The 14,674-nt window shown below is 35.5% G+C and carries 14 protein-coding genes; 5 read left to right on the forward strand and 9 right to left on the reverse strand.

All coding sequences use genetic code 11. The features are described 5' to 3' along the window. Positions 1 to 53 precede the first annotated feature (53 nt). Positions 54 to 1,068, forward strand: a protein-coding gene (locus WKH12_RS03270) for an IS630 family transposase (protein ID WP_434732220.1) whose coding sequence is annotated in 2 segments (ribosomal slippage) — positions 54 to 518 and positions 520 to 1,068 — 1,014 coding nt in all. Because the reading frame shifts where the segments join, the coding sequence is not laid out codon by codon here. A 241-nt stretch (positions 1,069 to 1,309) separates the two neighbouring features. Beyond that, entirely contained in the window at positions 1,310 to 2,236 is a 927-nt protein-coding gene (locus WKH12_RS03275; protein WP_434732638.1) for an Rpn family recombination-promoting nuclease/putative transposase, read from the forward strand. 4 nt (positions 2,237 to 2,240) lie between these two features. Here the strand turns inward: WKH12_RS03275 and WKH12_RS03280 are convergent, their stop codons facing one another. From WKH12_RS03280 to dapE, 3 genes are all read right to left on the reverse strand, one after another. Then, positions 2,241 to 2,990 carry an alpha/beta hydrolase gene (locus tag WKH12_RS03280; RefSeq protein WP_434732635.1) on the reverse strand — a complete coding sequence of 250 codons (750 nt, stop codon included), beginning with the start codon at positions 2,988 to 2,990 and terminating at the stop codon, positions 2,241 to 2,243. A 1-nt stretch (position 2,991) separates the two neighbouring features. After that, positions 2,992 to 3,519, reverse strand: a complete 528-nt coding sequence (locus WKH12_RS03285) for a c-type cytochrome (protein WP_253309627.1) — start codon at positions 3,517 to 3,519, stop codon at positions 2,992 to 2,994. 652 nt (positions 3,520 to 4,171) lie between these two features. Next, positions 4,172 to 5,377: a succinyl-diaminopimelate desuccinylase gene (gene dapE, locus WKH12_RS03290; protein WP_434732636.1), complete on the reverse strand. Its 1,206-nt coding sequence runs from the start codon at positions 5,375 to 5,377 to the stop codon at positions 4,172 to 4,174. A 42-nt stretch (positions 5,378 to 5,419) separates the two neighbouring features. Here dapE and WKH12_RS03295 point away from each other — a divergent pair, with 42 nt between their 5' ends. Beyond that, on the forward strand, positions 5,420 to 6,757 hold the full coding sequence (locus tag WKH12_RS03295) for an iron-containing alcohol dehydrogenase (RefSeq protein WP_434732637.1): 1,338 nt from the start codon (positions 5,420 to 5,422) through the stop codon (positions 6,755 to 6,757). Positions 6,758 to 6,856: 99 nt separating this feature from the next. Here the strand turns inward: WKH12_RS03295 and tnpC are convergent, their stop codons facing one another. Beyond that, positions 6,857 to 8,212: an IS66 family transposase gene (gene tnpC / locus WKH12_RS03300; RefSeq protein WP_434732261.1), complete on the reverse strand. Its 1,356-nt coding sequence runs from the start codon at positions 8,210 to 8,212 to the stop codon at positions 6,857 to 6,859. A gap of 70 nt (positions 8,213 to 8,282) precedes the next feature. Here tnpC and WKH12_RS03305 point away from each other — a divergent pair, with 70 nt between their 5' ends. After that, positions 8,283 to 8,570 (forward strand): IS66 family transposase, encoded by a 288-nt coding sequence (locus WKH12_RS03305; RefSeq protein ID WP_434732001.1) that lies wholly within the window; start codon positions 8,283 to 8,285, stop codon positions 8,568 to 8,570. A gap of 106 nt (positions 8,571 to 8,676) precedes the next feature. Here WKH12_RS03305 and hslU read toward each other — a convergent pair whose 3' ends face one another. Together hslU and hslV are read right to left on the reverse strand one after the other, a co-directional pair. Next, on the reverse strand, positions 8,677 to 10,167 hold the full coding sequence (gene hslU / locus WKH12_RS03310; protein ID WP_434732002.1) for an ATP-dependent protease ATPase subunit HslU: 1,491 nt from the start codon (positions 10,165 to 10,167) through the stop codon (positions 8,677 to 8,679). Between the two features lies 1 nt (position 10,168). After that, positions 10,169 to 10,723: an ATP-dependent protease subunit HslV gene (gene hslV, locus WKH12_RS03315; protein ID WP_434732003.1), complete on the reverse strand. Its 555-nt coding sequence runs from the start codon at positions 10,721 to 10,723 to the stop codon at positions 10,169 to 10,171. Between the two features lie 115 nt (positions 10,724 to 10,838). Here hslV and gshA point away from each other — a divergent pair, with 115 nt between their 5' ends. Further along, complete coding sequence (gshA, locus tag WKH12_RS03320; protein ID WP_253309225.1) at positions 10,839 to 11,999, forward strand: glutamate--cysteine ligase; 1,161 nt, start codon at positions 10,839 to 10,841, stop codon at positions 11,997 to 11,999. 3 nt (positions 12,000 to 12,002) lie between these two features. Here gshA and WKH12_RS03325 read toward each other — a convergent pair whose 3' ends face one another. The 3 genes from WKH12_RS03325 to WKH12_RS03335 all read right to left on the reverse strand — a co-directional run bounded on the left by WKH12_RS03325 (position 12,003) and on the right by WKH12_RS03335 (position 14,609). After that, on the reverse strand, positions 12,003 to 12,824 hold the full coding sequence (locus tag WKH12_RS03325; protein ID WP_264731583.1) for a hypothetical protein: 822 nt from the start codon (positions 12,822 to 12,824) through the stop codon (positions 12,003 to 12,005). Between the two features lie 78 nt (positions 12,825 to 12,902). Beyond that, positions 12,903 to 13,850: a ferrochelatase gene (hemH, locus tag WKH12_RS03330; RefSeq protein WP_353286086.1), complete on the reverse strand. Its 948-nt coding sequence runs from the start codon at positions 13,848 to 13,850 to the stop codon at positions 12,903 to 12,905. After that, positions 13,851 to 14,609 (reverse strand): hypothetical protein, encoded by a 759-nt coding sequence (locus WKH12_RS03335; protein ID WP_434732004.1) that lies wholly within the window; start codon positions 14,607 to 14,609, stop codon positions 13,851 to 13,853. Between the last annotated feature and the right edge of the window lie 65 nt (positions 14,610 to 14,674).

Below are 14,674 nucleotides of genomic sequence, written 5' to 3' on the forward strand. Positions count from 1 at the left end.
AGGAATAAAGAAAAATTTCTAAAATAGAATAATTTAAGAATTAGTGGGGAGTTATGGCAGGAAAAAGTAAAGCAATAGGAGAAGAATTATATAATAAGTGTAACCTGGAATTAAAGAAGCACGGCATAAGAGGAGAGATAGGAAGAAGATTACAGGCAATAATATCTGCAAAAGAATATGGAATAACAAAAGTTGCTCAAATATACCGAATTACTAGAACTACATTGATGAAGTGGATTACAAGATTTAAGGAAGGAGGAGTCAATGCGTTTAAAATACAACCAGGACGTGGAGTAAAGCCGAAGTTGAGCTACAAGCAGCAAGAAGAAATTAAAAATGTCATAGCAGAAGAAGGAGCCAACCTAACGGCTAAGAAATTAAAAATCATAATTGAGAAAATGTTTTCTATTGAGGTAAGTAAGTCTACAGCACATAGACTGATGCAAAAGTTAGGTTTTTCGTATATTACTCCAAGGCCTGTGCACAATAAACAGGATAAAAATAAACAAGAAGAGTTTAAAAAAAAATCTTAATGAAACTATTGTCACGTATCCCGAAAAAGAGCTATTTTTCTTCGATGAGTCGCGGTTTGGCACACATTCAAAGATTGGACACGGGTGGTTTAAAAAAGGCATTAGGACACAGGTTAAGGTAAAATTAGGTAGGCAAAACTTTTATCTCTATAGTGCAGTTAATCCTAGAAATCGAGAGAGTTCTAGCTTATTCGTACCAAACGTCAATACTGATTGTATGAATATATTCCTTGAGCAGATGTCACAATATTTAGGAACAAGGGAGGCATTTCTTGTTGTGGATTGTGCAGGATGGCATAGATCCAAAGGTTTAAAAATACCACAAAATATTACCTTAATCTATTTACCTCCATATTCACCAGAGTTAAATCCAGTAGAGCGTTTATGGCAATATTTGAAAGACAATCTCATTAAAAATAGAATATATGACTCTGTTAGTTTATTGGAGGATACTGTATGTGCATTCATTCGTAATATTACGGAAAGTTCGATCAAAACCATTTGTTCTGTGAGTTATTTGCCTATTTATTTATGAGATTTGGTATAACACCCCGCTGAAGTAGACCTATCGTTTCATTCGTTTTTCGTCTGGTCTATTCTGTCTTCGCCAGTACCAAGATGGCTCGACCTTCAGAATATTCCTTTCGAGGCAATCTGTGTATTCGCTTTCGCTACGGCCTGGTAATTCGCCATTATCCTACGATAATGTTGTCGGTAGGCTTCAACATTTTGGTTTCCCTCCATGCTGCTACCCAAGCTACAGGATTCCGACTTTTATCCTGGTAGGTCTATCTCCTACTGAACAATACTTGCCTTCTCTGGACGCACTTGGAACGGAAAAAAATAAGAATATCCTGATCCACTTTTTGAACGATATTTTAGGGTTTACTGAGATAAATGCAATACAAGAAGTTGAGTTTCTTAGCACTATTATGGATCCCGAAGTTGCCTCTGATAAACAAAGTATTGTTGATGTTCTCTGCAAGGATTCTCATGGAAATAGATATATAGCAGAAATGCAGCTCGCTAGAGACAAGGGCTTCGAAAAACGCGCTCAATTATATGCCGCTAAAGCCTACTCAAGACAATTAGATAAATCTGGCAACTACATTGATTTAAAGAAAGTCTTCTTTATTGCTATATCAAATTGTAACTTACTTCCCGAAGAAGTTGATTATATTTCTACTCACAATATACGTGATATAAAAACTAACGGCCATTACTTAAAAGATTTTCAATTTATCTTTATAGAATTGCCCAAATTTTCAAAAAGTAAAGTAGAGCAGTTAGAAAGTATAGTAGAAAGGTGGTGTTTCTTTTTTAAATACGCAGAAGAAACAACAGAAGAGGACTTAAAAGAGATAGCAGAAAAAGCGCCAATAATAAAGCTAGCATATGATGAATTAGACAAGTTTCGTTGGAACGAAAAAGATTTAGTAGCTTACGAAGAAAGAATAATGGATCTACGGAAAGAAGAAGCCATTCTTGAATACAGACTTGATCTTGCTGAAGAGAAAGGTATACAAAAAGGTATAGAGAAAGGAAAAATTGAAGGGAAAATTGAAGGGAAAATTGAAGGGAAAATTGAAGGGAAAATTGAAGTCGCAAAAGCAATGCTGGCTAATAATGTTGATGTCAACACTATTGTCAAGTTTACAGGCCTTTCTATTAGTGAGATTGAAGAATTAAGTGGAAATCTGTGAACGGTTACCTATATGTTTTTGCTGGCAAAAATTCTCTAATGGTCTTAAATAAAACTTTCAGTGAGTGATTGTCAGACATGTTGTGCTCTGCTGATTTCATCAAGTATACTTCAACATCGGTTGACTTAATTTTTTCAGCTAAATTCAATGAAGTTTGATAAGGGACATCTTTATCATTAATGCTATGCAATAAGCGCACAGGAAAGTTTATATCTATTGCTTCTCTGTTTAAAAGAAGGTTCTTTCTGCCATCTTCGATCAAATTTTTAGTTATTTTGTATGTACAATGCTCTGAAGTAAAATCTATTACACCTTTAGAACCTAGTTCTTCTTTTTGCTTGCCTGACAATTGCTTGAATATCAAATCTTCAGTAAAATCAGGAGCAGACGATATGCCGATTAATGCTGCAATTTTTTCTGGAAATTGAAGGGCAATGAGCAGCATCAGCCATCCTCCCATACTTGAACCTATAATTATTTGTTTATCGCTAGTTAATTCACTTATCACTTTAGCACAATTTTCTTGCCAATCACTTATCGTGTAATCAATAAAATCACCACTTGAATGACCGTGACCAAAATAATCAAATAGCACAAGTGCTATATCGTTTTCTTGGCAAAATTTGTAAATAGCAGTTGCTTTAGTTCCATCCATATTAGATGCAAATCCACCGAAAAAAACTACAGAAGCTTTCTTTCCTTGTAGCTTTCGATATGCTATGTGACCATTATTTCCATCATTACAATAATCCATACTACTTTGGCAAAGCAACCGGGTTATCACTCAATTGACGCAAATAACTAACTAGATCTGCAATTTCTTGTGGATTGGAAATACCTGCAAATGCCATACGCGTACCTTTTATATAGGCTTTTGGGTTCTTTAAGAAAGCAAATAGCTCCTCATACCCCCATTTTCCACCTCTTTCAAGCACTGCTTTTGAGTAATTGAATGAGTTACCAAGATGAGCCTTTTTGTTTCCAACTACGTTCCATAAGTTTGGTCCTACTTTATTCATTCCACCTTTCTCAAAACTATGGCAGGCTATACATTTCTTCGCTGCTGACTTGCCTTTTTCAAAGCTAGCATTCTGCATGAGCGCTCCAATATCGAGCGCCACTTGCTCGATTTTTTGCTGGAACTCATTGTTACCAGCAGCTACTATCGTTTGGTGTTCAATCTTATATTCTTCTGGACTATACAGCATATCAACTACGTTGCTGACTATCATAATGATTAGCCCAGAAAGTAAAATCGATGCTGCAATCTTATTAAGCTCCATAGTTAATTTTTATCAATTAATGTTGCTTAAATTATGCAAATATTTTCGCAAATAGCAACCAATTACCTTGAAGCTCGCTAAAGATGAGAGTCTCTAGCTACAAATATTAAGAAATTTACCAAATGGAAAAAAAGGCAAAAGAAGCCCCGTGGTTGGCTAATTACTTACATTATACTTTCAAGTATGGCGTTTTTTTATTCTAAACGCTTAATAACCGCGATTTAGCTGCTTTTTAATGCAACTAACCTTTAGTCATAAATGTTTAAGAAATTTACTAAACAGAAAAAAAGGCAAAAGAAACCCTAGGGTAGCTAATTATTCACTATCCATTTTTTAAGTTGGCGTTTTTTAATGTTTTAAATGCTTTATAAGCGTATTTCAGCTTGTATAGGTAAAAACCTAGAAATTTGATAAAGACATAGAGTGCACATAGTGCAAAAAATTAAACATGAGACGCCAAATACGTTGAGTTTTTTTGTCATTTAATCTGTACAGAGAAGATAAATAAATAGCTTCATTTTCATTATAAGGGGGCTGGCGGAGTTTGTCAAGTGGTTTTTGTAGCTCTCATGGTTTTTGGATTCTAACGTCACACGCTGGGATGATACCAGTTGTTACTCAAACAACAGTTATGCAAGAGATCTGATTACATCTAAGCTAACAATGGACCACTAGATATATTACTAACTACGTTGACCTGACTCAATATTTTATTAGTGGGATTGAAATAATTTTCTATAAATTCCTTATATATAGCTGTTAATTTATGTATATCATTTACTAATACGCATTCGTTTATCTGATGTGCGGTTTTGTTGATTATACCAAATTCAATCACTGGACAAACATCTTTGATAAACGCAGCGTCAGATGTGCCACCACTTGTGCTCAGCACAGCATCAATACTGGTAACTTTATTTATCGCATCAAGCATAATATCAGTATTTCTATCAGGAGTAGAGAGGAAAACGTCCCTGCTGCTATGCATAGAAAGTTTATAATCGTTAGTTACACTGGAGCATATTTCATCAATCAGCTTATATAAGCCGTCAGGTGTTTGTGTATCGTTATATCGAATGTTAAAACGTGTAGTTGCTGAACTAGATATTAGATTGCTAGTATTATTTCCAACATCGATAGTAGTAACTTCGCAATGTGAAGGCTGAAAATATTTATTACCATGATCAAAAGTAGTATTTTTTACCTTACTCAATATCGATATTACCTTATATATTGGATTATCTGCTAGATCTGGGTAGGCAACGTGTCCTTGTTTTCCATGGCAAATTAATTCAAATGTTACAGAACCTCTTCTGCCTATTTTTATGGTATCACCTAATTTCTCACTACTGGTTGGTTCGGCAACTACACAAAAATCTATCTTTTTTTGCTTACTTTTCATCCATTCCAAAACTGCCTTTGTTCCATATTCTTCCGTGCTTTCTTCAGCACTGGTAATCAATGCACTTATCGAACCATTAAATTGAAACTTTTCTGCAATTAAATTTGCCATAGCAGCAATAAATGCAGCTATTCCGCTTTTCATATCAGCTGCTCCTCTTCCATATAGCATTCCATCTCTAACTTCTGGATTAAATGGACCAAATGCCCAATCTTTTAACTGACCCGGTGGTACAACATCAACATGCCCAGCAAAGCACAAATTTGGTACTCCATTTATATATTTCGCATAAAGATTTTTAACTTTAGTTCCATCATCACCAAATTCTAAAATCTCACAGTCAAAGCCACTTTTCTTGAAGATTGTTGCTATATGCTCTATTGCCCCGCCGTCCCTTGGTGTTATACTCTCAAAAGAGATCAATTTCTTAGTTAGCTCTACAGGGTCAATTTTCATGTCAATCTTAAAATACTTATATTGCTATATTGTAAACACTCTATGCACTATTTAAAACAAATATTACATCAAGCCGAACAAACTTTTCTAAGGGAAGTAATAACAGATTACCACCTTGCTGATGATATCTATAAAATATGCACACGACACGGAAATGACATCTTTCTAGTTGCAGATGAAAATACAGCAAAACTTTTAAACAAAAACGTATTTAATAAAATTTCTCACTTAATTATCCCGAGCAATACCATTAGGCCTCTTGCAAAACCTCATATCATTTCGGATGCTCCCTACATTTTATCATCCCAGTCCTCCGAGACTGGGATCCAGGAAAAAAAATCATCGTCACGCGCTGGAATGACACCAACCATGGGTACTAATCTTTCACTTGCCTCTCTTGAAACCATAAATCTAGTTAGAAACAAAGCAAAAGACAGTGACTTAATAGTTGCATTTGGTAGCGGCACCGTTAACGACATCTGCAAATATGCAAGCTACCTCGAGAAAAAAGATTATATATCGTTCCCAACAGCCGCTTCCATGAATGGATATACATCCGCAAATGCTTCAATATTAGTAAATGGATACAAAAAATCGTTCAAAGCACATCTTCCAAGAGCGATATATATAGATATAGACATACTTACCAATGCACCACTGTGCCTCACATTAAGCGGATTTGCAGATTTCATTTGCCGTTCGACAGTTCAGGCTGACTGGCTACTATCTCATTTGTTGCTTGGCACAGAATACAATGAATTACCTTTTACACTTGTTCGCGATTTGGAGCAAATTTTGCTAAGAGAGTATACGGCGCTTACTAAAAGAAGTAGAAAAGTGGTCCTGTTACTTATGGAAGTTCTACTAATTTCAGGACTTGGAATGGTAATATCAAAAGGCAGCTATTCTGCAAGCCAAGGAGAGCATATGATAGCTCACGCAATGGAAATGGTAACAAGAGATCATTCCTCACTACATGGCGAAAAAATTGCTGTTACGACGATTACCATGGCTAATTTGCAGGAAAAGATATTATCAATACAAAACCCGATTATCAACCCGACCACTTTAGATGTAAAACATATAACTCAGTGCTTTGATAATATCGAATTTGTAAGAACTTTTGAACAGAAGCAAATTATGCAGCAAAAAATCCAAGAGATTATTTGTAAAGAATGGACTAATATTTCCAATTTAATTAAGCAAAATTTACTACCTGCAAAATACCTGCAAAAAATATTTGAAGATCTATCAATTCCGCACTTACCAGAGCACCTCAGTTGGAATAAAGAACAATATTGTAAAGTGGTCGATCTTGCGTTTGCAACAAGAGATAGATTCACCTTTCTTGACTTAGCTAATTGCATAGAAGAAAGTTAAGTTTTGTAGTGAAATTCTATCATTTAAAGAGATCATAGGCCAAAAGCTAAACCCTTTTCACAAGTAACCGTTCACGGATTGTGAGAATGAATTAAAGAACTAAGCAGTGACAGCTACTAGATTCTGTAGCTTTTGAAAGGGGTTCTGGCCATTTAGACGTGATGTCAAAAATATCGACAACATTCTTTCCACGAATCTTTCTCCACGTTCTGACCAGGTGAAAAAGCTGTTTTTACGATAAATTACGTACCGTCTAATTTGCCGTTCTGCAAGGTTATTAGTTGTTTCTATCACTTCAGGTTTTCTTAAAAACTTCCACATCATATCCTCAGATCGTAACATCTTAGCGGCCATTCTTGAAGCTTGAGTGCTATTTGCAACCCTCGTCATTTTACGTAAAAAATGTTTTACCCTTTTCCGAATTTTTCGCACCAGTCGATAAAATCTCAAATTATCTATCAAATTTTGTTTTTTTGCCTTATCTACTACAAACACCTTATTGCTGAGCGATTTTAGTGCTTGGCCAATTTTGCTCACTTCAACATTTTTACTATGGGCAAATCTCTCAAAATCTCTTGCCAGATGTGCCCAACATATCTGTCTATTTTCACGATTGAAGTAATTGTATACAGCGTATCTATCGCTCACAAATATACCATCATATTCTGGCAGTAAACTCTTCAACACCTTCTTACCACGAGACTCGCTTACCTTCAGAAGTGTCAACGCTTTGTTTGTTATTACCCAACTCCAGCCTCTCTTTCCTTGATTTCTGTGCCCTGTTTCGTCTATATGCAAATACTCGCTTCCTTGCAACTCTTCCTTCATTTTCTCATATTCAGATGCACACTTCTTCGATACCCTGCGTTCAGTATTTGAGACTAAACCAAGGCTTATATTTAGATTAAAAATACTGCCCAAAATTTGCTGTACCTCTCTTTTTGAGTTAATAAAAAAGCCGCTAAGGCTGCTTATAACTGTTTTAGCATTGGGTCCTAGAAAATCTCTTGCAACACCTTCGGGTAAATTTGCTGTAATTCTTTTATTACATACTCTACAATCTCCTCTTTGCAACCTGTACTCAGTTACAATTGGCTTAATTTCTGGCAACTCTGCCTTCTGATGAATAATTTCATCTTCTAAAGTAATCTTACCTCCACACATACAAATTGTATCAATTGTGCATCTCACTACCTCGTCTGCAGCCATTAATTCACGCTTATGCACCTTATGTCCTGGCTGACCTCCTGGTTTTTTATCACTTTTCTTTTTTGCTTTCTTACGATATATATCTCGTGATGGTGGCAGCGATGAATTTTGCGAATTTAAGCCCAATTTGTCTTCTAATTCAACTATTTTTGCTTTCAAGCTATCATTTTCTCTGATCAGTGCTTTTATTTCTTCCTTGAGATTAGCGTTTTCTGCTACAACCTTTTCTTGCAGCACTGTTGTCATTTACCCATTCCATATTTAGCTTCCTATCTCTTTACACTTTTATACTTACTTTGTAAACCACCTTATCTCCGTGAACGGTTACAATAGCACTCAAGCTTCAAGAATGGCCGCTAAGATGTTACGATCTGAGGATATGATGTGGAAGTTTTTAAGAAAACCTGAAGTGATAGAAACAACTAATAACCTTGCAGAACGGCAAATTAGACGGTACGTAATTTATCGTAAAAACAGCTTTTTCACCTGGTCAGAACGTGGAGAAAGATTCGTGGAAAGAATGTTGTCGATATTTTTGACATCACGTCTAAATGGCCAGAACCCCTTTCAAAAGCTACAGAATCTAGTAGCTGTCACTGCTTAGTTCTTTAATTCATTCTCACAATCCGTGAACGGTTACGAAATTTTAGGCTTACTGGCTGACCTTCTGAACACTCTCTATACTACTTAAAGTAGGCTTTTTGTTTTTCCTAAAGTATAAACTTAGATAAATCAAGCTGCTTCGAAATTGACTCAAGTTTATCTTTTACATACTTGCTGTCTATAATGAATTTTTCGCTATTTTTCTCAGAAGCAATGAAACTTATTTCATCTAAAAGCTTCTCCATGATAGTGTGAAGCCTTCTTGCGCCTATATTTTCCACTTGCCTATTAACTGTAAACGCTATTTCAGCTATGGTTTTTATACCATCATCAGTGAACTCAAGCGTCACATTTTCTGTTTTCATTAAAGCTATGTACTGCTTTAACAAACTAGATTCTGGTTCCTTTAATATTCTTATTAAATCCTCTTGAGTAAGTGCCTTAAGTTCTACCCTGATCGGTAATCTGCCCTGTAATTCCGGTAAGAGGTCAGATGGTTTAGACTGATGAAAAGCACCAGATGCAATAAATAATATATAGTCTGTTTTTACATGGCCATACTTAGTTGTAACAGTTGTTCCTTCAAGTAGTGGTAACAGATCGCGTTGCACTCCTTCTCTGTTTACTTCACCTTTTACTTCTGTACGCGCTGCAATTTTGTCTACTTCATCCAAAAATACTATACCGTCATTACTAACAAGATCAATGGCTTCTTTGATTATCTTATCTTCATCGATTAGCCTTTCACTTTCTTCATTAATTAATATTTCACGCGCTTCTTTTACCTTCACCGTAATAGTTTTTGTTTTTTTGCTCCCATTAAACATCTTGCACACTATTTCTGTTACATTCATCACACCAACTTGCCCACCTGGCATGCCTGGTATATCGAAAGTAGGTAACATACTCTTGCTCTCTCTGACGTTAATAGAAACTTCTCCGTCCTCAAACTCTTTATTCCTCAACCTTTCTCTAAAAATTTTTTTACTCTCTTCGGTTGCATTTTCGCCTACCATAGAGTTTACTATTGTTTTCTCAGCTAAAATTAAAGCCTTATTAGCTAAGGCTTTACGGGCTTTCTCTTTAACTAAAACTATTGCTGCATCAACTAAATCGCGTATTATCGAATCAACGTCACGTCCAACGTATCCTATTTCAGTAAACTTCGTTGCCTCAATTTTTATGAACGGTGCACCGGCAAGTTTTGCTAAGCGGCGAGCTATTTCAGTTTTACCAACCCCTGTATGACCGATCATCAATATATTCTTAGGTATGATTTCATCACGCAATGGAAATGGAACCTGATTGCGACGCCAACGATTTCTGAGCGCAATAGCAACAGCACGCTTTGCATCATCCTGTCCGATTATGAATCTATCTAATTCTTTAACTATCTTCTTTGGTGGCAGGTCATCTAACAAAACTTGAGTACTGTCATTAACTTGAATATCGCTGTCATTTGAATCAAAAACACTCTTAGTATCTTTATAGAGGTCATTTTTTTCATCATAGGTGTCACTACTACAAGGCCGCCCTTCTGAAAGGGTTATAGGCTGATTGGAAAAATTAGTGCACAAAGTTTTTTGCTTGGAAGACATATCACTCCTCTATCTTTTCAATAACTACATTATGATTTGTATAAACACATATATCGCCAGCTATCTTCATAGCCTTTTTTGCAATCTCTTCTATTGATATTCCTTTAATGTCAATTAAAGCTCTTGCTGCAGATAGAGCAAAATTTCCCCCAGAGCCAATAGCTGCGATTCCATCTTCAGGTTCAAGAACATCACCTGTTCCCGTAATTACTAATGAAATAGATTTATCTGCAACAATCATCATAGCCTCTAATTTTCTTAGATATTTATCCATTCTCCAGTCTTTTGCAAGTTCAACACATGCTCTCATTAATTGCCCTGGGTGCTTGTCAAGTTTAGATTCTAGTCTTTCAAAGAGAGTAAATGCATCGGCTGTTGCTCCAGCAAAACCGGCAATTACAGAATCACCAGAAAGACGCCTAACTTTTTTTGCTCCGGATTTTATAACAGTGTGGCCCAGTGAAACCTGTCCATCACCTATTACTACTACGCTTTTATCTTTTCTAATTGACAGTATAGTAGTTCCGTACATTTTATTGTTATCTTGTTGAATCATTTTTCTATTACTTTAAATAAGAATCTCATTATACTTTAATCTTTAGTCAAATTTGCTAAATATGTTTAATTATAGCTTATAATATAATACCTTCCTTATAACATTTAAAGTGTAGATGCAAAACATAATTCACCCAGATTTGGAAAAAAGTATAAATAATTGGTTTGAGGCAAAATTTAACGGCCTTACATTGCCATTTTATAGCTCTATAGATCTTAGAAACTCCAGCTACAAAATTGCCCCAGTGGACGCTAATTTATTTCCTGCAGGGTTCAACAATCTAAGTGAGACATCAAGAGCAACAGCAGCAAAACTAATAAAAAGTTATTTTGAAACAAAACAATATAAAAAGACTCTTATAATACCGGAGAATTACACACGAAATAAAATGTATATAGAAAACGTATTTGTTATAGAGAAAGTACTGCAGCTCGCAGGTTTTGAAACTAGAATTGGCCTCTTTCACAACGAAGCATATAATTTAATAGAACCATATGAAACTATCGTGAAAGAAAACTCTCTGCTAAAGACAACTTCAGGATTTGTGCCTGATGTTATTATACTGAATCGTGATATGACGAGCCACATTCCAGACACGCTAAAAGACGTAAAGCAAGATATAGTACCAAGCCCACTATACGGTTGGCATAGCAGACAGAAATTTAAGTATTTTGAAATCTATCAAGAATTAGCGTCCGAATTTTGTAGCGAATTTAAAATGGACCCATGGCTTATTTCTGTGCTTACAGAAAGCTGTAATGGAGTTGACTTTAATGATGATTCATCACTAGGAGCAGTAGCGACTAAAGTTGACCAAATATTATCTCTAGTGCAAAAAAAATATGAGGAATATGAAATAAAAACACAACCTTACGTTTTTATCAAAGCAAGCAATGGCACATATGGGATGGGCATTATAACAGCAACAAGTGGAGAGGAAATATTAAATCTCAATAAAAAAAAGCGTCATAAAATGAAAAAGATAAAAGAAGGAATAGCAATCAATAGCGTTATTATACAAGAAGGTGTACCAACCATTGACATATTTAAAAGCAGTTCTGCAGAACCGCTGATATACTATATAGGAGATACTCCAACATGTTACTTATACCGATGTAATAGCAGGAAAGATGTATATTCTAGCTTGAATGCCACTGACTGTGAGTTTCATGATGTTAGCCAGGTTGTGGAAGGTAAAATTCTGTCACTTTGGAGTATTGTTGGCAAATTAGCAGTACTAGCGTTGGCAGTAGAAATAAAATCTTTTCACCTCTAACCCTTACATTCCCACAGCGTTGCCATCGGGCAGATCATTATCATCATTACCGGGCTGAATATGGTTATGGCCAGCATTATCAAGTTCAGTGGAAGGATCATCATTGACAGGTTGTTGAAACAATTTGTCAAGCTGAACTGCCAGAAATACTGCACTATATATTATGCTAACTGTTACGCTTAAGTTGAAATTATAGATTATACCATTACCTAAGTTTATTGGTATGGTTGCAGTCTCCATTCTTTTTAATATGAAGTTTAACAAACCTAATGACAAAGTTAATGTGCTGATAATAAGGTCCTTCTTACACTTAGCAGACTTTTCAGGATCCTTATTATCTAGGTATTTTCTCCATGAATAATAGTAGCTTATAGGTTCCGAAATAAACAGAAATAGGATCGTTGATGTTAAGTGAATGTGACTTATTACGTCTGCATTACCCCTAGTAAAAAAATGGATGACTTTCAACATCATCAATGCTTCTATGATGCTGCTTGCAAGATTAGCCGATTTACCCACAACTTTTGCTAGCTCTTTTTTACTCTCAGGGTTTCTGTAATCCTTAATTAGATCCTGTAGAGTAAATGCAGAATGGGCAATATATAGAATAGATGTCGGAAACTTTACTAGTCGAGCAACATTCCGTATAAGAAAGATATTGGATCTATTATTGTCAATGAACTCGCAGCAAAATTGCAGTGAAATCTTACACAATAGGGCTGTTAAACCTGTTGTGATGCAGATTACCTTCCTGAAATCATGATCATAAATATCATGCACCTTTTGTGCGAGTATGTTAGATTTCTTTTTTAGCTTGTTTGGCATGAAATAGTTAACAAAATAATAACTCCCTTTTATTCTATCACATAAAAGCCTTGAAGAAAAGCCCTATAAATCAGGACTTTAAGGGTGATTTATGCATAAATCGGCTAAGCATTTTATAAACAAGGAATCAATACTGAGAGTTGGTACGCGAAAATAATATCCATCCTTGATAATTGCTTTATATTCTATATCAAGTTCAACTAGAGTTTCTGAATGCTCAGAAACAAAAGATATAGGTGATAAAACTACAGGTACACCATCAGCTTTTGTACGTGATAGCTCACTTTCAGTGCTTGGCTCTAGCCATTTTACAGGACCAATCTTACTCTGATAACATATTGACCAATCTAAGTTATTGATAGCTAACTTTTCTACTATTAACTCTACGCTTCTTTCTACCTGTGAAGCGTAAGGGTCGCCTTTTTTAATAACGCTAAGGGGCAAGCTATGAGCTGAAAATAGGACTCTTGGCTTACCAATCCTGCTGGCTAATTTGTAGTACTTGGCTATCAAGTTAGTATGAGCCTCAATAAAGTTTTCATTTTCATAATAATGATGAATTATTTTTGTATTGCATTTTAGGCCATGCTTTTTAGCATTTTTTTGCCAATTTTCGATGGATGACAAAGTTGTGGTAGTTGAATATTGAGGGTATAGTGGCAGCAAAATTACTTCATCAGGATCAAACTGTTTTACACTTTTAACAACTTCGTCAGCAAATGGATGCCAATAGCGCATGCAAATGAATACCTTGTGTACATGGTTTCTATCTTCATTTAATTTTAGTTCTAAAGCATTGGCTTGCATTTTTGTATTCTCCAGAATTGGCGATTTACCTCCGATTTCCTCGTATATTTTTCGTGCAGTATTTTCTCGTTTCGCAGATATAAACTTTGCTAAAAGAAACCGAAAGGGATTCGGTAGATTGATTATTCTCCTGTCATAAAAAAGGTTGAATAAAAAAGGACGGACCGCATTTAGTGAATCAGGCCCGCCAAGATTAAATAAGATAACTGCCTTTTTCACCTACGCACTACTACAACAAGTTACTTCTGGGGTGCCTATAAAATTAGCTACACACTCATCAAATTTAGTTATAGGCACTAAATTTCTTACACTGGCATACAATAAGTGGCCTGATCTCTTCAGGTTACTCTTGGTGGATGTGAAGTTCCAATCGAAAAATGTATCGACAAAAAGACTTGGTACCGTTTCAAGAAGTTCAACAGCAGCTAAAGATAGCATTATACAACTTTGCAGGACATTCAGAAGAACCTTGAGGGGAAAAAGTAAAACTGTAAGAAAAGATAAGTTACTTGTTTTGTTTGGCGATTGTCCCTGATCAGGCGAATTATACTCGATGTGTTTTCTATTTTGATCGAAAATAGGGTAGATTATAGTATCCTTCTTAAATTCCTTATTCACTGTTTCTTTTGAGCAACCTGTTTGTTTTTCTAATAACTTTTCACGCAGATGAAAAGTTCTCACAACGAAACATGTGGCAATCATTAAGACAGCACAAGCAAGTGCACATTGTAAAAGACTTAAACCACCTACCATAGCTGGCAGTGCAAAACAAACAAATGGCACTATGATAGCCATTTCAAGCAATGGAATAGTATTCCTTTTCATTGCAAAGGCAGCACCTTTTTTTAATTCTGTATTATGATGTAAGCTATATTCCAAAAAGCTTAAAAATGCCAAATTAAAAGTCAAAAATCCTTTTGTTCCACAAAAAATTGATGACTTAAGATTATTTGCTAGTTTTTTACGACAGTAACCCATACAATACCTCCTTGATGGTTTATTCTTAACTATAAGTGAAAAATTGCTTTTATGAAATCAAAATT

Origin of the sequence: Wolbachia endosymbiont of Zygogramma bicolorata (assembly GCF_051130665.1) — a bacterium.
In the GTDB taxonomy this organism is placed as follows: Bacteria; Pseudomonadota; Alphaproteobacteria; order Rickettsiales; family Anaplasmataceae; genus Wolbachia.

What these genes read in the sequence shown, in the direction of transcription:
- WKH12_RS03280 (WP_434732635.1), bottom strand. Translation starts at nt 2,990, where the DNA reads ATGGATTATTGTAATGATGGAAATAATGGTCACATAGCATATCGAAAG.
- WKH12_RS03285 (WP_253309627.1), bottom strand. Translation starts at nt 3,519, where the DNA reads ATGGAGCTTAATAAGATTGCAGCATCGATTTTACTTTCTGGGCTAATC.
- dapE (WP_434732636.1), bottom strand. Translation starts at nt 5,377, where the DNA reads ATGAAAATTGACCCTGTAGAGCTAACTAAGAAATTGATCTCTTTTGAG.
- WKH12_RS03295 (WP_434732637.1), top strand. Translation starts at nt 5,420, where the DNA reads ATGCACTATTTAAAACAAATATTACATCAAGCCGAACAAACTTTTCTA.
- tnpC (WP_434732261.1), bottom strand. Translation starts at nt 8,212, where the DNA reads ATGACAACAGTGCTGCAAGAAAAGGTTGTAGCAGAAAACGCTAATCTC.
- hslU (WP_434732002.1), bottom strand. Translation starts at nt 10,167, where the DNA reads ATGTCTTCCAAGCAAAAAACTTTGTGCACTAATTTTTCCAATCAGCCT.
- hslV (WP_434732003.1), bottom strand. Translation starts at nt 10,723, where the DNA reads ATGATTCAACAAGATAACAATAAAATGTACGGAACTACTATACTGTCA.
- gshA (WP_253309225.1), top strand. Translation starts at nt 10,839, where the DNA reads ATGCAAAACATAATTCACCCAGATTTGGAAAAAAGTATAAATAATTGG.
- WKH12_RS03325 (WP_264731583.1), bottom strand. Translation starts at nt 12,824, where the DNA reads ATGCCAAACAAGCTAAAAAAGAAATCTAACATACTCGCACAAAAGGTG.
- WKH12_RS03335 (WP_434732004.1), bottom strand. Translation starts at nt 14,609, where the DNA reads ATGGGTTACTGTCGTAAAAAACTAGCAAATAATCTTAAGTCATCAATT.